Source organism: Rhodococcus sp. As11 (genome assembly GCF_048957735.1).
Classification (GTDB): domain Bacteria; phylum Actinomycetota; class Actinomycetes; order Mycobacteriales; family Mycobacteriaceae; genus Rhodococcus; species Rhodococcus gordoniae.
On sequence record NZ_JARDJE010000001.1, the window covers coordinates 239,238 to 258,892 of the forward strand.

The 19,655-nt window shown below is 69.5% G+C and carries 10 protein-coding genes; 4 read left to right on the forward strand and 6 right to left on the reverse strand.

The annotated features are described in order from the left end of the window. The first annotated feature begins 147 nt into the window (after window positions 1–147). Together PV766_RS01260 and PV766_RS01265 are read left to right on the forward strand one after the other, a co-directional pair. A complete protein-coding gene (locus PV766_RS01260; RefSeq protein WP_421096261.1) occupies window positions 148–1,701 on the forward strand; it encodes an ATP-binding protein in 1,554 nt (517 codons plus the stop codon). Further along, a complete protein-coding gene (locus PV766_RS01265) occupies window positions 1,698–2,390 on the forward strand; it encodes a response regulator (protein WP_016933340.1) in 693 nt (230 codons plus the stop codon). The genes PV766_RS01260 and PV766_RS01265 overlap by 4 nt, the downstream gene beginning before the upstream one ends. A gap of 83 nt (window positions 2,391–2,473) precedes the next feature. On the opposite strand, the gene PV766_RS01270 is transcribed toward PV766_RS01265, so the two are convergent. Further along, entirely contained in the window at window positions 2,474–4,621 is a 2,148-nt protein-coding gene (locus tag PV766_RS01270; RefSeq protein WP_129977189.1) for a S9 family peptidase, read from the reverse strand. Between the two features lie 6 nt (window positions 4,622–4,627). After that, complete coding sequence (locus tag PV766_RS01275; RefSeq protein WP_016933342.1) at window positions 4,628–5,515, reverse strand: phosphoribosylaminoimidazolesuccinocarboxamide synthase; 888 nt, start codon at window positions 5,513–5,515, stop codon at window positions 4,628–4,630. Window positions 5,516–5,623: 108 nt separating this feature from the next. Between PV766_RS01275 and PV766_RS01280 the strand changes: the two genes are divergently transcribed. After that, window positions 5,624–7,057, forward strand: coding sequence for an MDR family MFS transporter (locus tag PV766_RS01280; protein ID WP_255162212.1), 1,434 nt, complete (start codon window positions 5,624–5,626; stop codon window positions 7,055–7,057). Between the two features lie 74 nt (window positions 7,058–7,131). After that, window positions 7,132–7,530 (forward strand): hypothetical protein, encoded by a 399-nt coding sequence (locus PV766_RS01285; RefSeq protein ID WP_064064571.1) that lies wholly within the window; start codon window positions 7,132–7,134, stop codon window positions 7,528–7,530. A gap of 61 nt (window positions 7,531–7,591) precedes the next feature. Here the strand turns inward: PV766_RS01285 and entS are convergent, their stop codons facing one another. From entS to PV766_RS01305, 4 genes are all read right to left on the reverse strand, one after another. Further along, a complete protein-coding gene (entS, locus tag PV766_RS01290) occupies window positions 7,592–8,842 on the reverse strand; it encodes an enterobactin transporter EntS (protein ID WP_064064579.1) in 1,251 nt (416 codons plus the stop codon). A 10-nt stretch (window positions 8,843–8,852) separates the two neighbouring features. Beyond that, window positions 8,853–9,074 (reverse strand): phosphopantetheine-binding protein, encoded by a 222-nt coding sequence (locus tag PV766_RS01295; protein ID WP_064064572.1) that lies wholly within the window; start codon window positions 9,072–9,074, stop codon window positions 8,853–8,855. A gap of 116 nt (window positions 9,075–9,190) precedes the next feature. Beyond that, window positions 9,191–18,466, reverse strand: coding sequence for an amino acid adenylation domain-containing protein (locus tag PV766_RS01300; RefSeq protein ID WP_421096262.1), 9,276 nt, complete (start codon window positions 18,464–18,466; stop codon window positions 9,191–9,193). 111 nt (window positions 18,467–18,577) lie between these two features. After that, complete coding sequence (locus tag PV766_RS01305) at window positions 18,578–19,591, reverse strand: ABC transporter substrate-binding protein (protein ID WP_255162208.1); 1,014 nt, start codon at window positions 19,589–19,591, stop codon at window positions 18,578–18,580. Window positions 19,592–19,655: the final 64 nt, after the last annotated feature.

Sequence of the window (19,655 nt, forward strand, 5' to 3'; positions counted from 1 at the left end):
CCCTGGTAGGGGCCGCTCCGCGCCCGGGTGGTGACCGGCATCACGTCCACATAAGGACATGGTGGTGGCCGGGTCGCCGCGGGAGAAGTTTGTGTACATAGTGTTCACGGGAGGTGAACGGTGAACCGTCGCCAGGCGAGACCGCCGATGAGCGTGGCGGGCCAGCTGCTCATCCTCCAGTCGGTCGTGTTCACGGTGGTAGCGATCGTGGCGGGTGCCCTCATCGTCGTCGACGAACGGCGGGACGCCGACGACGCCACCCGTCGCGGCGTGACCGATATCGCAGTGACCACCGCGGTGTTCCCGGAGATCGCCGAGGGGCTGCTCGCCCCCGACCCGACCGCCGCGCTCCAGCCGCGCGCCGAACAGATCCGTGAGGCGACCGGAGTGGACTTCGTCGTGATCGTGGACCCGGACGGGCTCCGCGTGACGCATCCGGTCCCGGAGAGGATCGGACTCCCGTACACCGGCCACATCGACGAGGCCCGGTCCGGGCAACCGTTCAGCGAGACGTACACGGGCAGCCTCGGATCGTCGATCCGCACCATCGCGCCGGTCTACGACGACGGCACGCTCGTCGGATTCGTGTCGGTCGGGGTGACACGGGAGAGGATCGCCGAGAACTTCGTGCGGAGCCTTCCGGGCATCGTCGGGCTGGTGGCGGCCGGGCTCGTGGTCACCGCGGCGGGGGGATACCTGATCGCGCGGCGCCTGCGCCGTCAGACCCTCGGGCTCGATCCCGACCAGCTGCGGCGCATGTACGAACACCACGACGCCGTCCTGCACTCGATCGGCGAAGGGCTGCTGGTGTTCGGTGGAGCACCCGGCGCCTCACCGCAGGTCGACGTCGTCAACGACGAGGCACGCCGCCTGCTCGGCCTTCCCCCGACCGAGCCGGTCCCCTTCGACGCCCTGCCCGAGACACTGCGCGAACTCGCAACCACCGGCGAGGCACGCGACGAGGTGCACCTGACGCGCGACCGCACCCTCGTCGTCAACAGCGACGCGGTGAACTGGAACGAGCGTCGCATCGGCACCGTCGTCACCCTCCGCGACCACACCGAGTTGCGCGGTGTCCTCGGTGAACTCGACTCGGTCCGCGGATTCGCCGAGTCGCTGCGGGCGCAGGCCCACGAGTCGGCGAACCGTCTGCACACCATCGTCACGATGGTCGAACTCGGCCGGACGGAGGACGCGGTCGCGTTCGCGACGCAGGAACTGGCGGTCTCCCAGCACCTGATCGACCGGTTGACCGGTGCCGTCCACGAGCCGGCGCTGTCGGCGTTGCTGCTCGGCAAGATCGACGAGGCCGCCGAACGAGGTGTGGAACTGACCGTCACCGACGACACGGAACTGGGCCCGGTTCCGTCGATCCCGGCGCGCGATATCGTCACCCTCGTCGGGAATCTCATCGACAACGCCATCGACGCCTCCCATGCGTCGGACGACCCGTGGGTGGAGGTGACTGTGCGGCGGGACGATTCGTCGATGATCGTCGAGGTCGCCGACAGCGGGCCGGGGATGTCGCCGGAGGTGCTGGCCCGGGCCATGCAGCGCGGCTACTCCACCAAGTCCGAGCAGCGCGGCCTCGGACTCGCACTCGTCGCCCAGGTCGTGGCGCGTCACGGGGGAACTCTGCGCACCGAACCGTCGCTGGGTTCGATGATCGTCGCCGTGATCCCCCTGGAGAGCCGGCCGTGATCCGGGTACTCGTCGTCGAGGACGAACCGCTCATCGCCGAGGCCCACCGCGAATACGTCGGGAGGGTGGACGGATTCGAGGTGGTAGGTGTCGCGCACACGGGTAGCGACGCCGTGCGGGCGGTCGCGTCGGCTGCGCGGGTGGGCACACCGGTGGATCTGGTGCTGCTCGACATCGGGCTCCCCGACACGAGCGGCCTCGAAGTGGCTGCACGCCTGAGCGCCGGTCGTCCGAGTCCCGACATCATCGCCGTCACGTCGAACCGCGATCTGGAGGTCGTGCGGACGGCGGTCGCGCGGGGTGTGGTGCTGTATCTGCTCAAGCCGTTCACCTTCGCGGCACTGCAGGACAAGCTCGAACAGTACGTGGCCTACCGCTCGGCGTTGCGCGACGCCGAGACCGCGGCGGGCCAGCACGATATCGATCGCGCCATGTCGGCTCTGCGCACGAGCAGTTCCCGTCCGTCCACACCCAAGGGCATCTCCCCCGACACGCTGTCGAAGATCACCGATTTCCTTCATCACGCCGACGGGCCGCGAACCGCTGCGGAAGTCGGATCGGCCGTGGGGGTCTCACGCGTGACGGCGTGGCGCTATCTCGAACGGCTCGCCGACGACGGCGCCGCGACCCGACTCACCGAATACGGCCGCGCCGGTCGACCGCAGGTCCGGTACGAACTGCGCAGGTGAGCAGTTTGCTATCGGCTACACAGTTCGTCATTCGCGTCGGCAATTGCTGCGGCGAATAGCGAGAACGCGAGCGGATACCGAGCTCAGCCCGCAGCGGTCTCCGCGCGGTAGGCACCGGACGTCTCGAGCACCCACGCGAACTCGAACGCGACCTCGCGCCACTTCTCGTACCGGCCCGACACACCGCCGTGTCCCGCGCTCATCTCCGTCTTGAGCAGCAACGGCGCATCGCCGGTCTTCGTCGCGCGTAGCTTGGCGACCCACTTGGCGGGTTCGACGTAGAGCACGCGCGTGTCGTTGATGCTGGTGATCGCGAGGATCGCCGGGTAATCCTTGGCCTCGACGTTCTCGTAGGGGCTGTACGAGCGCATGTACTCGTACACCTCGGGATTCGCGAGCGGGTTGCCCCACTCGTCCCATTCGATCACCGTGAGCGGCAACGACGGATCGAGGATCGACGTGAGCGGGTCGACGAACGGGACGTTCGCGAGGATGCCCGCGAACAGTTCGGGCGCGATGTTCGCGACCGCACCCATGAGCAGGCCACCGGCGCTACCACCGTCGGCGACGAGCTTCTCCGGGCTCGTGACACCGGTGTCGATCAGGTGCCGCGCGCACGCCACGAAGTCGGTGAAGGTGTTCTTCTTCGTCAGCGACTTGCCGTTCTCGTACCAGTGCCGGCCCATCTCGCCGCCGCCGCGCACGTGCGCGACCGCGAACACCATGCCCCGGTCGAGCAACGACAGCCGCGCGACGGAGAAGGCCGGGTCGATACTGGCCTCGTACGAGCCGTAGCCGTACAGCAGCGTGGGCGCGTTCTCCGGGGTGCCCTTCCGCGCGACGATCGACAACGGGATCGTCGTGCCGTCCTCGGCGGTCGCCCAGTCGCGGCGCTGCTCGTAGAGCGACGGGTCGAAGTCGCCGAGCACCGGCTGCGACTTGAGCAGCGTCAGCTCGCCCGTGCTCACGGTGTAGTCGTAGACCCGGCTCGGGGTGATGAACGAGGTGTAGCCCAGACGCAGGGTGGGCTGGGTCCATTCGGGATTCGCGCCCGGTCCGACGGCGAAGAGTTCCTCGCCGAATTCGAGTTCGGTGAGCGTGCCGTAGCCCTCGTCGGTCAACGGCCACACCGCGAGCCGGGTGAGGGCCTCCCGACGGTAGCCGAGCACGAGGTGCCCTTCGAACGCGTCGACGTCCTCGAGGCGCACGTCGTGCCGGTGTCCGATCAGGGTGCGCAGGGCGGACGGGTCGTCGACGGGAGCTTCGGCGAGCACGAAGTTCTCGGCCTTCTCCCCCGTCTCGGGGTCGACGTCGTTGTGCAGGACGAGGAATCGGTCCTCACCTGCGATCACCGCGTGTTCCGCGCCGTACTCCACACCTTCGCGGCGCGGCAGGATCACACGGAATTCGCCTGTGGGGTCGGCGGATTCGAGTACCCATCCCTCGGTGGTGATCTTGGACCCGACCCAGATCATGAGGTACTTCTCGCTGCGCGTCGAACCGATCGACACCCAGTACCGCTCGTCGGGTTCGTGGAAGACCTTCACGTCCTCGTCGACGGCGGTGCCGAGCTTGTGCCGCCAGACGGTGTCGGGCCGCCACGACTCGTCGACCGTCTGATAGAAGACGTGGCTGTGGTCGAGCGCCCACGTCGCCCCCGGTGCGGTGCCGGGGATCTCGTCGGCCAGCAACGCGCCCGTGGCCAGGTTCTTGAATCGCAGCGTGTACCGCTCGTCGCCGACGACATCGGTCGAGTACGCGAGCAGCGTGCCGTCGTGGCTGATCGAGAACGCCCCGAGCGAGAAGAACTCGTGCCCTTCGGCCTCGACGTTGCCGTCGAGGAGCACCTGTTCGCCGGGGAGTTCGACGCCCGGGGTCACGTTCGGCGGTGTCCAATCGTCGGCGTCGGCGATCGGGCACCGGCACTGGATCGCGTACTGCTTGCCCTCGACCGTGCGGGCGTAGTACCACCACTCACCCATCCGGGTGGGGACCGACATGTCGGTCTCCTGAGTGCGCGACCTGATCTCCTCGAAGATCGTTTCACGCAGCGGAGCGAGATGTTCCGTCTGCGCCTCGGTGTACGAGTTCTCCGCTTCCAGATACGCGACGACCTCGGGGTCGTTCTTGTCGCGCAGCCATTCGTAGTCGTCGACGAAGGTGTGCCCGTGATGGGTGCGCGCGAGCGGCACCTTCTTCGCGACCGGCGGAGTGATCTTCGAGGAGGTCATATGCGGTCAGCCGATCCAATCGTCGAAGGACAGTCCCGAAATACGTTCGTACGCCTCGATGTAGCGAGCTCGCGTCTTGTCGACGACGTGCTGCGGCAGCGGCGGGGGCGGGGTGTCGGAGGCGCGGTCCCAGCCCGATTCGGGTCCGGTGAGCCAGTTCCGGACGATCTGCTTGTCGAAGCTGGGCTGAACCTTGCCCTCCTCGTACTCGTTCGCGTCCCAGTAGCGGGACGAATCCGGGGTGAGGACCTCGTCGGCGAGCACCAGATTGCCGGCCTTGTCGAGACCGAACTCGAACTTGGTGTCGGCGAGCAGGATGCCGCGGTCGGACGCGTACATGGCGGCGCGGTCGTAGATGTCGAGCGTGTCCTGGCGCAGCTTCATCGCCAGGTTCAGCCCGACCTTCTCGACGACGTCGTCGAAGGAGATGTTCTCGTCGTGGTCGCCGAGCGCAGCCTTGCTGGCCGGGGTGAAGATCGGCTCGGGCAGTCTGCTGGCCTCGACGAGCCCCTGGGGCAGGGTGACACCGCAGACGGAGCCCGTGGCCTGGTAGTCGAGCAGGCCGGAGCCGGTGAGGAAGCCTCGGGCGACGCACTCGACGGGCACCATCTCGAGGCGCTTGACCACGAGTGCGCGGCCGAGGACCTCCTCGGGGATACGCTCGTCGTCGGGTTCTCCCGCGAGGTGGTTGTTGGTGGCGTCGAGCAGCTTGAAGAAGAACACGCTCATCGCAGTGAGGACCCGCCCCTTGTCGGGGATCGGGGTCTCGAGCACGTGATCGTAGGCCGAGATCCGGTCACTGGCGACGAGGAGCAGGTGCTCGTCGTCGATCACGTACAGATCGCGCACCTTGCCGCCGGCGAGGTGTTGGTAGGACTCGAGTGAAGGACGCACGCTGACACCCTAGTGCTCATCGAGTGGCTGCACCGCACCCCGTGGCGGATATCCCACTCGTTCACAGCCGGGTGGAACAACGAACGTACGAGTGGGAACAGGAGTGGCATGGCCGCATCGTCGCGAGTGGACGTCGGGTTCGGGTCCGAGCGGGGCCCGATCCTCGTCGCCCTGATGCTCGCCACCGCCCTCGTGGCGCTCGAGAGCACGATCCTGGCCACCGCGATCCCGACGATCGTCGCCGACCTCGGTGGCTTCACCCAGTTCCCGTGGTTGTTCTCCGCCTATCTGCTCACGCAGGCGGTGCTCGTCCCGGTGTACGGCAAACTTTCCGACGTCTTCGGCCGCACTCCGATCCTGTTGTTCGGTATCGGGGTGTTCGCGGTGGGTTCGGTGCTGTGCGCGCTGTCGTGGAGCATGCCGGCGCTGATCGCGTTCCGCGCGGTGCAGGGCCTGGGCGCCGGCGCCGTGCTGCCGATGGCCCAGACCATCGCCGGGGACATCTACACCGTCGCCGAGCGCGCCAAGGCGCAGGGCTATCTCGCCAGTGTGTGGGGAATGTCGGCGGTGATCGGCCCGGCCGTGGGCGGTGTCTTCGCAGACTTCCTGTCGTGGCGGTGGATCTTCTGGATCAACGTGCCGTTGTGTGCCCTCGCGGCGTGGGTGCTCGTCCGCAACTTCCGCGAGGACACGCCGTCGGGACCGCGACCGCGCGTGGACTGGGCCGGCGCGGCGACACTCGCGGTAGGCGCCGCCCTGCTGATCCTCGGCCTGCTCGAGGGCGGGCAGTCCTGGGCGTGGACGTCGGCGACCGGGATCGGCATCTTCGCCGCCGGTGCAGCCCTGATCGCGGTGTTCGTGTGGATCGAGTCCCGCGCCGCCGAGCCGATCCTGCCGATCCGGCTGTTCACGCGACGTGTGCTGGTCACCACCAGCGCGGTGTCGTGCCTGGTGGGTGCGGTCGTGCTGGGCCTGACCTCGTACGTGCCGTCGTTCGTGCAGGGTTCGCTGGGCACCACGGCGCTCGTCGCGGGGTTCACGCTGGCGACGATGACGATCGGCTGGCCGCTCGCGGCGGCGCAGTCGGGCCGGCTCTATCTGCGGATCGGTTTTCGCAACACCGGTCTGGTGGGTGCGGTGCCGCTGTTGTGCGGCGCGGCGCTGTTGACGCAGGTCGGGGTGGATTCGACTCCCTGGGAGGTGGCGCTCTGCTGCGTGCTCGTGGGACTCGGGATGGGGTTGATCGCCAGTCCCGCGCTGATCGCGGCGCAGTCCAGCGTCGACTGGTCCGAGCGGGGCGTCGTCACGGGCGCGAACGCCTTCGCACGTGCGATCGGCAGCGCGGTGGGCGTGGCGGTGTTCGGTGCGCTGGCCAATGCAGCCCTCGGGGGCGCAGCGGCGGACGAGACCGTCACCGGAACTCCCGGTGCGGCGCAGTTGGCGGACTCGGTGGCGCCGGTGTTCGTCGCCGTTCTGGTGTGCGCCGGACTGCTCGTGTCGTGCGTGTGTTCGATCCCGAATCGTCCGGCAGCGGCCGGGTAGGCGACACGCCGCGTGCCTATACCGTTACCTGTGCGCTGTTTCGTATTCGCTCGGAATCGGGCACCATCTCTGCGGTGAGAACGACAAGCGGCGGCAAGGACACCATCGACGACGTGACGTACTTCCCCGTCGGGGCTGCGGAACACGCTCTGCAGCGACTGGCACACGCCACGGCAATGCAGGACACGACGGATTACGAGTCGCTGCGCTCGGCCATGGACGCGGAGTACTTCTGGCGCGGTGTCGCCGAGACCTTCCGGATCGCGGACGAGGCGTTCCGGATCGTGTCGTCCGCGACACGCGACCGGCAGGACATCTCCGCGCACGTCATGGCGCGCGCTGCCGACTGGGTGGGCACCATCGAGCTCGCCACCGAAGGTTCCCGGTTGTACGGGGCACTCGTCGCCTACACCCAGGGTGTCAGCGAAGGGTATTCGGCAGTGGAGGCGTGGGCGCGCGACGGACGAGCATGACGCGATGCGGGGCCGGGGGTGTCCATCCGGCCCCGCCTCCTCTCGTCCTGGGGACCGTCCGTCAGGCGACGGCTTCGAGATCGCCCGCGTCCCGGAAACGCCGCAGTGTCGGAGTCGAGACGAACATCACCGCGATGACGGCCACACCGGCGACGCCGTAGACGGTCAGGGCCATGGAGATCGGTACCAGGGAGGCCACGACTCCGGCCGCGACGGCGCCCACGGAGGTACCGGCCGTCACCTGCGCACCCCACACCGCCGCGATCCGTCCGCGGTACTCGTCGGAGGTGTTGCGCTGGACGGTGGCGTACCGCACGACGTCCGCGAGCGAGTCACCGAATCCGTGTGCGGCGAGACCGAACAGCACCACGGCGAGGATGCCGGTTGCACCGGCACCCACCAGACCCGCGGCCGAGACCGCCATGAGCAGGTAGACCACCAGCCCGTACCGGCGGATCGACCCGGTCCAGCCGCTGGTCAGCGACCCCACCACGGCCCCGACGGCAGGCGCCGTGTAGAGCAGGCCCACCACCGACGGGCCGACGCCGAGCACCTCGTCGGCGAATTCGGGGATGAGCACGGCCCAGCCGGACAGCAACATCGCGAGGAACCCCACGATCAGCACCTGCCCCACCACACGGTTGTGTGCCGCGTACCGGAAGCCCGACATCACCGATCTCAGCGGTGATTCCTCCGCGACGTGCGTCGGGGGCAGCGACGGCAGGCGGGTGATGCAGAAGGTGGTGATCGCCGTGGTGAACGCGGCCAGCGCGTAGGCCACGCCCACGCCACCGGCGGCGATGACGACACCGCCGAGGGCCGGGCCGATCATGGCGCCGAGGTCGGCCGTGAGCGCCATGAGCGCACCGGCCGCGGCGAGCTTGTCGCGCGGGATCAGGCTGGGAGTGACCGCCATGAGCGCGGTCGACGAGATCCCGCCCGCGATGCCGTCGACGACGGCGAGCACGTAGATCGCCCACATCTGCGGTACCGGCAGGATCGCGTTGACCGCCAGCAGGGCGAAGGCGACGCCCGCGGTGCCGCGTGCGATCGCGATGACATTCCGCCGGTCGTAGCGGTCGGCGAGCACCCCGCCGGCGAAGGTGGCCGCGAAGGTGGTGACACCGATCACCGCGGAGACCGCAGCGACCTGCGCCGTCGAGCCGGTGAGCTGGTACACCTGCACGGGCACCGCCACGATGAGGAAACCGAGACCGAACAGCGAGACGACGCGTGCGGTGAACAGGTACCGGAATTCGCGGCTGGTGCGCAGCGGGTCGATGTCGATGAAGAGCTTCTCGAAGACGGCCACGATCACCCGCTCATCCGCGGGCGAGCAGCGCGATCCACTGCTCGAGGTCGGGGGCCGAGGCGAGATCCACGAAATCGACTTCGACTCCGGCGCTGCGCCACTGCTCCACGAGGGCCATCAACCGCACCGAGTCGAGTCCCTGGTCGACGAGGCTCGCCGACGGATCGAGTTCGTCGACGTCGATGTCCAGGATCCTGGCGGTGTCGGCAAGGACGGTAGTGCGATCGAGCACGGAGTTCTCCTTCTTTCGATATATGCACGGTGCAGGATGCTGCACCGTCGGGCGGTGTCGGAGGCGCCTTACATCGCGGTGCCGGAGGTGCCTTACATCGCGGTGCCGGAGGTGCCTTACGTTGCGGTGCCCGTGAGCTTTCTCGCGGTGACGACGACCTGCACCGTCTCCTGCCAGATCCGCGCGATCTCGGCGAGCGTGTCCGCGTCGACCACGTCCGCCGCGGCGGCGAACTCGCATTCCAGAACCGCGCCGTCCGGGGTGTCCTCGGTGATCGCGTCCACCTGGAGGACATGGTCGAGCGGCATGTCCGGATCCACCGAGCCGCCGATCGCGGCGGCGCCCGGTGCGCCCGACCACGGACTGCCGGACCCCTCGCCGAGCGTGAGCCGGCCGAGGTAGTTGAAGACGACGGCCGGCGGCACGTACCGGGCGAAGCGGTCGCCGAAGTCCGGGTTCAGTCGCCGCAGCATCCCGAAGCCGATGCCGTTGTCGGGTCGCGCCCGCGACGCGCGGGCCACCGCGCGCAGCGCCGCGACCGCTGCCTCGGTGTCCCGGGACGCGGACGCCACGTCGACCTCCGTCAGATCCACCGTCACCGGATACATCGACGTGAACCAGCCGACCGTGCGCGAGAGGTCGGCACCGGGGACCACCTGCTCCTCCCGGCCGTGTCCCTCGAGGTCGATGCGGACCTGGTCGCCGCCCCGGACCGACGCCACCGCGACGGCGAGGGCCGCGAGGAGGATGTCGTCGACGACGTCCGCGGCCAGCACCCGTTCGGTGACGTCGACGGGCAGCTGCACCCGAGTCGACCGGGTCGAGCGGACGGTGTCGCGTGCCGGGTCGAGCGGGCGCGAACCGAGCATCGGTTCGTCGGTGTCGACGGCGCGCTGCCAGGCCGACCACGACGCGGTGATCCGTTCCGAGCGTGCGGCCTTCGCGAGTTCGTCCGCCCACACCCGGAACGGTGTGCCGCTCGACGGCAGGGTCACCGTCTCCCCGCGCTCGGCCTGTTCGACGGCGTCGGCGAGGTCGGGGACGAGGATGCGCCACGACACGCCGTCCACCACGAGGTGGTTCACGACGATCAGGACGCGTCCGGCCTGGTGCGGTCCGAAATCGAACCACACGACCTGCACCATGCGTCCGCCGGCGGGATCGAGTGCAGCGTACGCGTTCTCGCGATACTCGTCGAACAGTTCGCCCCAGTCCCGCCCGGTGGCGTCCACTCGCCGCACCGAGCCGGTGAGGTCCGGGACGGCTTCGGGGACGGTCCACGACGGCCGTCCTTCGTCGTCGACGCGGAAGGTCGAACGCAGCATCGGGTGGGCGGCCACGAGCGCCTCGACCGCGGTCCGCAGAACGCCGAGCGTGAGTCCGACCGGCGCGACGAGCAGGCGTGCCTGTGAGAACCGGGACAGGCCCGTCCACTGCTCGAGGGTGTCCCACACGATCGGCGTGACGGTCACCTCCCCCGTCGCCTCGCCGACGGCAACAGGGTGGGTGTCTCCCGTGTCGTCGTCCACGGCGGCCGCGAGCGCTTCCACGGTGCGCAGTTCGATCACCTGGCGGGTGGTGATCCACAGCCCGGCGGCCCGGACCTTCGACACGAGCTGGATCGAGACGATCGAATCGCCACCGAGCGAGAAGAAGTCGTCGTCGATCCCCACCCGGTCGAGCCCGAGCACATCCGCGACGAGATCGGCGAGGACCCGCTCGGTGCCGGTGCGCGGCGCACGCGCCCCCACCAGCGACGAGAAGTCCGGTTCGGGCAGGGCCTTGCGGTCCACCTTGCCGTTGGCGGTGACGGGGAAGGTGTCGAGCACCAGCACCACGGCGGGCACCATGTAGTCGGGCAGGCGCTCGGCGACCGCGGCACGGACCACCGCGGGATCGACGTCGCCGTCGGGGGTCACGTAGCCGACCAGGCGTGTCACGCCGCGACTGTCGGTGTGCGCGTTCACCACCGAGTCCCGCACGCCGCGCACCGCGGTCAGTGCGGCCTCCACCTCGCCGAGCTCGACCCGGAAACCCCGGATCTTGACCTGGTCGTCGCCCCGGCCGAGGAATTCGAGCACGGGCCGGCCGTCACTGCCGCGCACCCGCCGGACGAGGTCGCCGGTGCGGTACATGCGGGAACCGTCGTCCTCGAAGGGGTTCGGCAGGAACCGGACCGTCGTCAGGTCGGGCCGGCCGAGATATCCGCGGGCGACACCGGCACCGGAGACGTACAGTTCGCCGACCACACCCATCGGGACGGGGCGGAGCATCGCGTCGAGGACATATGCGCCGGCGCCGTGCACGGCTCGGCCGAGGCACGGTGTGTCGGCGTCGGTGACCGCTCCGATGAGCGAGTCCACCGTGCACTCGGTGGGTCCGTAGAGGTTGAACGCCCGCCCGTCGGTCAGCTCCCGCAGACGCCGCCACGACGCCGGATTGACGGCCTCACCGCCGAATCCGACAGACGCCGGACGGTGTCCGCTCTCGTACAGTCCGGCCGCGAGCATGCGGTCGAGGAAGGACGGGGTGACCTCGAGGAAATCGAGTTCGTGCTCGAGCGTGTACGCGACCATCCGTTCGGGATCACGCATGGTGTCCTCGTCGAAGACGTGCACGGTGTGCCCGTCGAGCAACCACAGGGTCGGCTGCCAGGACGCGTCGAAACCGAACGACCACGCGTGTCCGACCCCCACCGAGTCTCGTCCGGCTGCCGCCACGGTGGGGACGTAGAGATCCGCGCGGTGGCTCTCGAACAGATTGAGCAGGTTCGCGTGCGTGACCGCGACACCCTTCGGCAGTCCCGTCGAACCGGAGGTGTAGATGACGTACACGCCGTTGTGGGGGCGCAGCGCACCGCGCCGGTCGGTGTCCGTCAGCGGAGCGGTGGACAACTCGTCGAGCTGTCGCTGCAGGGCGGGATCGTCGAGCACCACGATCCGCGTGTCCCCCGCGACCGGTGCGATGCCGTCGAGAACCGAGGCGACCGTGACGATCACCTGCGGTCGCGAGTCGGCCACCATGTGCGCCAGCCGATCCTGCGGATAGGACGGGTCCATCGGCACGTACACGCCGCCCGACGAGATCGCCGCCGCGATCGCGACGACCATGTGCTCGGATCTGGGTAGCGCGAGTCCCACGACCGTCTCGGGCCCGACCCCCGTCTCGACGAGGAGCCGGGCGAGTCGCGCAGATCGTCGTCCGAGTTCCGCGAAGGTGAGCGTCGTCCCGTCCGCGACCACTGCGGGCGCGTGCGGGGTACGCGCGATCTGCCGCGCCAGGAGGTCGGCGACGGTTGCTGCTCCGCTGGACGGCGCCGCGGGAGTCGTCGACCACTCGCTGCGCAGACCGGCCCGCTCGGTGCTGGTGAGCACGTCGAGTTGTGCCACGGTTCCGGGGTTCTCGGCAGTGAGCCGGTCGAGGATGCGCACGAGCCGCTCCCCCAGCGCGGCGGCGTCGTGATCGGTGAACAGATCGGTCCGGTACTCGAGACCGAGGTGCAGTTCGTCCTCGAGCCCGGCGACCAGCACCAGGGGGAAGTTCGTGGCATCGGAACCTCCGACCGATCCGACCCGCACGCCGCCCTCCCGCTGCGCCGCGTCGAGGGCGTCGCGGTCGACGGGATAGTTCTCGAAGACGAGGAGAGTGTCGAACAGTTCGCCGATCCCGACGGCGCGCTGGATGTCGGTGAGACCCACGTATTGATGGTCCATCACGCGGTTCTGCGTGCTGTGGGTCCGCGTGACGAGATCGGTGATCGACTCCCCCGCCTCCGCGCGGACGCGCACCGGAACGGTGTTGATGAACAGGCCGATCATCGATTCCACACCCGCCACGTCGGGGACGCGCCCGGAGACGATCGCGCCGAAGACGACATCGGTTCTGCCGGTGAGCGATCCGACGAGAAGGCCCCATGCGGTCCGGACGAGTCCGTTGACGGTGACCCCGTGCCTGCGGCTCGCCTCGACGAGGCGCTGCGACAGCCCGTCGGGCACCGCGACCGTCAGTTCGGCCGGAAATTCCGGTCGCAGCGCCGTACCGGACGGCGCGACCAGCGTGGGTTCGTCCACTCCGTCGAGCAGTTCGCGCCACACCTCGACACCGGCCGCGACGTCCTGTGCACCGAGCCAGGTGAGGTAGTCCGAGAACGGGGCCACCGGCGGGAGTCCGGCGGTGGATCCGCCGGCGGCGTAGAGCTGCAGGAGTTCCTGCACGAGCAACGGTGTGGACCAGCCGTCGGAGACGAGATGGTGCATCGTGAACAGCAGTCGCGCCCGTGAAGGTCCCGCGAGCACCAGCGTGAATCGCGCCAGGGGTGCGACTGCCAGGTCGAACCTGCGTGTGCGATCCGCAGCGAGAAGTTCCGCCACCCGCGTGTCGAGCTCGTCCGGATCGACGGCCCCGAGATCGACGACGGTCCACTGGGGTTCGGCGCTCCGGCGGACGACGCCGATCGGTTCTCCTGCCGTACCGGGTCGGTATCCGGTGCGCAGCACGGCGTGCCGGTCGACGAGCGCGCGCACCGAACGGTGCATCGTCTCCGCGTCGACGCGGCCGTCGAGAGCCAGGTCGGTCTGCATCGTGTACACATCGACGCCCTGGGCGGCCTTCACGTCGTTGCCCGAGCCCGACGGTTCGTCGAGTCCGGCCAGGAAGTACATCCCGCGCTGCAGGGGGGTCAGCGGAACGACGTCCTCGATACCGCCGGGGTTCTCACCGTGCAGTGTGAGGACCTCGTCGACGGACAGACCGGGCGCCGTGAGCATCGACGGCACCGGGGCGCCGACGGTTTCGCTCGCCACCGTGTCCGTGAGGAGGTGCAGCGCCGCGAGCCAGCGTTGCCCGATCCGGCGGGCCCGGTCGGCGTCGAGTGCACCGGTGGCGTAGGTGAACACCGCCGAGAGAGCGGGTCCGTCCGGTCCGTCCTCCGTGATCGCGTTGACGTCGAGGACGTGGTCGAGGGGCATGGCCGGATCGACGGAACCGCCGAGCGCGGCCACCTCGGGTGCGGCCGACCACGCCGAGTCGGTGGTCTCGCCGAGGGTCATCCGGCCGAGATAGTTGAACATCACCTCCGGGGCCCGGTAGTCGTCGAACCGCTCGCGGCCGTCCCCGAGGAAACGCAGGAGACCGAACCCGATCCCGTTGTCGGGTATCCGCTTCAGCGACTCGGCCGCATGGGCGACGGCCCGGAGCGGATCGTGCCCCTCGAGGGTGTATGCACCGCCCAGTTCGACGGTCACGGGATACAACGAGGTGAACCATCCGACGGTGCGCGAGAGGTCCGCATCCGGCACGATCTGTTCCTCACGGCCGTGGCCCTCGAGGTGCACGCGCAGGGCGGATCCGCCGCACACGTCGGTGACGGCGAGGGCGAGGGCAGCGAGCAGCACGTCGCCGGTGCCGATACCGAAGGCGGCCGGCACGGTGGTGAGGATGCGTTCGGTGACCTCGACCGGCACGTCGACCTCGACCGACGCCGAGGTCGACACGGTGTCGCGCCGGGGGTCCAGGGCACGGGTTCCCACGGCGGGGGTGTCGCCGGCGGCGACAGCGGATTCCCAGACCGGCCACGATCCGGCGACCCGGTCGGATGCGGCCGCCTCGACCAGCGATTCCGCCCACTCCCGGAAGGACGTACCGGTGTCCTCCGGCGCGGGAGTCTTTCCACGGGCGGCCGCTTCGACGGCATCGGCGAGGTCGGGCACCAGGATCCGCCAGGACACCCCGTCGACGACGAGGTGATGCGCGACGACGACGATGCGCCCGGCCTGCTGCGGTCCCGGGTCGAGGAAGGCCACGCGGAGCATCACCCCGGTCTCGGGGTCGAGTGCGTCGACGGCCTCCGACGACACCTCAGCGATGAGATCGTTCCATGAAATCTGTTCCGTGGTCGAGAGATCCACTCGCCGGACGAGCGTCGCGGCTTCCGGGATGCTCTCGGGCACGGTCCATGTCGCACCGCGACGAGTACGCCCCGACGGTCCCGCGTCGCCGACGGTGAACCGCGAGCGCAGCATCGGGTGGGCCGCGAGCAGTGCCCGTACGCCGGTGACCAGATCGTTCTCCCGCAGGCCGGCGGGGGCGACGAGCACTCGCGACTGGGTGAACCGGCGGAGCGAGTCGAACGAGCCGGACGCGAGGGATTCGTGGACGATCGGAGTGACGGGCACCGTGCCGGTCGCCGCCGTGCGAGGTCGCCGGGGTTCGTCGGCGGGTGTCTCGCACGCCGCGGCGAGCCCGGCCGCGGTGCGCAGTTCGAAGACCTGACGGGCCGTCACGCGCACCCCTGCGCCGCGCAACCGCGACACCAGCTGGATGGAGACGATCGAATCGCCGCCGAGGGCGAAGAAGTCGTCGTGGACACCGACGCGGTCGAGGCCGAGAACGTCGGCGATGGTGGTGCACAGCGTCCGTTCGGTCTCGGTGCGCGGTTCCCCGGCACCGGCCAGTGCCGAGAAATCCGGTTCGGGCAGTGCCTTCCGGTCGACCTTGCCGTTGGCCGTGAGCGGGAGGACAGGAAGTGCGACGACGACGGCGGGCACCATGTAGTCGGGCAGCCGTTCGGCGAGCGCGGCCCGTACCGCGGCGGTGTCGGCTTCGCCGCCGACGATATAGCCGACGAGCCGGGTCGTTCCCCGGTCGTCGGTGTGCGCGACGACCACGGCGTTCCGTACGGACGGATGCGCGGTGAGTGCAGTTTCGATCTCGCCGAGTTCCACGCGGAAGCCGCGGATCTTGACCTGGTCGTCGTCGCGGCCGATGTAGTCGAGCGTGCCCGCCTCCGTCCAGCGCACGACGTCACCGGTGCGGTACATGCGGGCCCCGGCGGGTCCGTAGGGGTCGGCGACGAAACGTCCCGCCGTGAGGTCGTGCCGACCGAGATAACCTCGGGCCAGGCCGTTTCCGGAGACGTACAGTTCACCGGCCACACCGGCGGGAACGGGTCGCAACCAGTGGTCCAGTACGCGCACGCTCGTGCCGGGGGTGGGACCCCCGATCGTCACGGTGTCCCCGGCGATGCGCGCGGAGGTCGCGTCGACGGTGCATTCGGTGGGTCCGTAGCAGTTCGTCGCCGCCACACCGCTCGCGGCGAGTCGCTGCCACAGCGCGGTGCTCACCGCTTCACCGCCCACGGTGACGGTCGCGGGGATGTGCCCGCCGGGTTCGAGGAGTCCGGCGTCGAGCAGCCGGTTCATGAGGACGGGCACGGTGTCGACGTAGTCGATGCCGCGGGTGCGCACGTAGTCGACGATGTGGTCGACGTCGGCGCGGTACTCGTCGGGAAGCACGTGCAGCACATGGCCTTCGAAGAGCCAGGTGAGGGTGGCAACCGCCGAGTCGAAGGCGAACGGGTAGGTGAGCAGGACGTGCCACTGCCCGTCACGTGGTGTGCGGCCTGCGCACTGCATGGGGCCGACGCGTTGCGCGGCGTGCAGGTCGGCGAGGTTGGCGTGGGTGACGGCCACACCCTTCGGAAGCCCCGTCGATCCGGAGGTGTGGACGACGTAGGCCAGGTGGCCGGGGCGGAGCGGAGCGCGCCGGTCCGCATCCGTGAGCGGGGTGGCCGGCAATGCCGAGAGGGCGGACTCGACGTCCGGGTCGTCGAGGGTGAGCACGTCGGCGCCGTCGAGTACGTCCCCGAGACTCGCGCGCACGGCCCGAGTGGTGATCACCAGTCGCGGTGCGGCGTCGGTGATCATGTGCCGCAAACGGTCTGCGGGATAGGACGGATCGAGCGGCAGGTAGCCGCCTCCGGCGGTGAGGACGGCAGCGATCGCGTCGACCATGACGCCGGTCCGGGGCAGAGCGAGACCGACCCGGTCGTCGGGTCGCACCCCGCGGTCGACGAGCAACCTCGCCAGTCGCGCCGAAGCCGCGCCGAGTTCACCGAACGTCGATTCCTGCTCGCCGCACACCACCGCGGGGCGGTCGGTGTCGACGGTGAACCGCTGCGCGAGCAGGTCGGCGACGGTGCCGGTCGACGGTGCCGCGGGTGCTGTGGCCCAGGTGCCCAGTACGCGTTCCCGTTCCGCGGGTGGCAGGACGTCGAGGTCGGCGACGCGGCCGTCGGGCCGGGCGCACAGCGCCCCGAGGATCGCGACGAGGCGGGCGCCCAGTGCAGTCGCCTCGTCCGCGTCGATCAGCGACGGGCGGTGATCGAGCTTGACGACGAGCCGGTCCGACATGCCGGCCGTGAGGACCAGCGGATAGTTGGTGGCGTCGCGTCCGTCGACGCCGGTGATCGTCACTCCTCCGGCGCGCTGCGCCCGTTCGAGGGCGTCGCGGTCGACGGGATAGCTCTCGAACACGGTGAGGGTGTCGAACAGTTCACCGATCCCCACCGCGCGCTGCACGTCGGACAGGCCGAGATACTGGTGATCGACGGTGCGCGACTGCTCGAGCTGCACGCGGCGCAGCAACTCGGCGACGGTCGCGGCGGGATCGAGCCGCACCCGCACCGGCACGGTGTTGATGAACAGCCCGACCATCGATTCCACGCCGACGAGCTCCGGCGGGCGACCCGAGACCGTCGCACCGAAGACGATGTCGTCGCGGCCGAGCAGACCGGACAGGAGCATCGCCCACGCGGTCTGCAGCACCGTGTTGAGGGTGACCCCGATGGTGCGGGTGAGTTCCGACAGCGTCGCGCCGAGTTCCTCCGGGACCGCCACGTCGAGTTCGTCGCAGCGTTCCGACGAGCGGGTCGCGCCCGGCGGGGCCACGAGCGACGGTTCGCCGACGCCGTCGAGCGCCCCGCGCCACAGCGTTCGGGCTGCCTCGCGGTCCTGTTGCCCGAGCCACGCGAGGTAGTCGCGGTAGGGGCGCACGGACGGCAGTCCCGATGCCGATCCACCGGCGGCGTAGATCTCGAGGAGTTCGCGCACCAGGATCGGGGACGACCATCCGTCGACGACGATGTGATGAGCGGTGAACAGCAGTCGCACCTCGTCGGGGCCGAAGCGGACGAAGGTCCAGCGCACGAGCGGCGGTTGCGTCGGATCGAACCATTCGTGCAGGTCGTCCTCGACGATCCTCTCGAGCCGGTCTTCCGCCTCGGCGCGTTCGAGACCCGACAGATCCTCGCTGCGCCAGGGATTCTCCACTCCCGACACGACGAGACCCGCCGTGCGGCCGTCCTTGCGCGGGCGGAAGCAGGTACGCAGCGCCGAGTGGCGGTCGAGCAGTGCCTGGGCGGAGGCGGCCATCCGCGCCTCGTCGACCGTGCCCGACAGGCGCACCACCGATTGCACCGTGTAGGCGTCGGGGTCGGTCGCATCGGTGTCGTCGGAGGTCGAGCCGGACTGCGCTGAAACGGTACTCAGGTAGAGCAGCCCTTGCTGCAGCGGTGAGAGCGGGACGATGTCTTCGAGCGCGGTGGAACGGGTCATCTGTCGCTTTCGGTATATGACGGTCGATTCGGGCACGAACGACGAACGACCCCCGCGTCGGGACGTCGGGGGCCGTTCGGCCGAGGGCGCGGGGCGAGCCCGCAGCAGCAATTACTCCCGGTTCCGGTTGGCAGGAAGCTTCTCCAACTCGACGTCGATGGAATCGAGCGCCAGAAGGGCAGTTTCGTAGGTCGCCGCACTGGAATGCTTGACGGCGACGAGGTTGCCGGCCTTCACGGCGGGCAGATCCTGCCACAGCGGGGAGGCGAACAGTTCCTCCAGCTCCGGCGGGAGCGAACCGTCGGCCTCGACACCGTAGACGATCACGTCGGCCTCGCCGAGGTTCTCGGGCAACTGCTCGACCGACAGGTACTCGGCATGGACGGACTCGGGATCGGTCGGCTCCCCGAAGAAGTCGAGCCCGAGATCGTCGAACAGGTTGGTGGTGTACGACGAGGCGTACTCACGGGAGAATTCACCGGGTTGGGTGCCGCACACACCGCAGACACCGGCGAACTTCAGGTCCCCGAGCGAGCCGGCGTACTTGTCGGCGATCTCGGCGGCGCGAGCCTCGTACTCCTCCTTGAACTCCCCATAGGAGTCGCTGACGTTCGCGGCATCGGCGTACTGCTCACCGAGTTCGCGCCATTCGCCCGGGACCGTGAGTCCGACGAAGACCACCGGGGCGAGCGCCTCGAGCTTGGCCACGTCGACCTGTTCCTTCACGCGGGCCGGGACGCCCATGATGATGAGGTCGGGATCGGCGGCGGTGACGGCCTCGTAGTTGAGCTCCGAGACAGCGCCGTCGGGGGCGACCTTCGGCAGCGCCTCGTAGGCGGCCAGGGTCTCCTCGTCCATGTTGTCGAGCTCGCGGCTCCACTCGCACACGGCGGCGAGGTTCGCGCCGGCCTGGATGAGCGGGAGGGTCGCGTAACCGCAGGACACGATGCGCTGCGGGTCGGCCGGAATCTCGATGCTGCCGTTCTGCGCCTCGAAGGTACGCGTCGCCGCGGAGTCGGTGCCGCTCTCGCTGTCGCTCGAACATCCCACCAGTCCGACGGCCAGCAGAGCTGCCGCGCCGAGCGCCGCGGCGCCCCGCGCGCGCTTGCGTTCCAGAACGCGCATCGTTGATCTCCCAAGAGTCTCTCGCCGGGGCGCGTCGCCCCGGTCATGGTTGGTTAGGCTAACC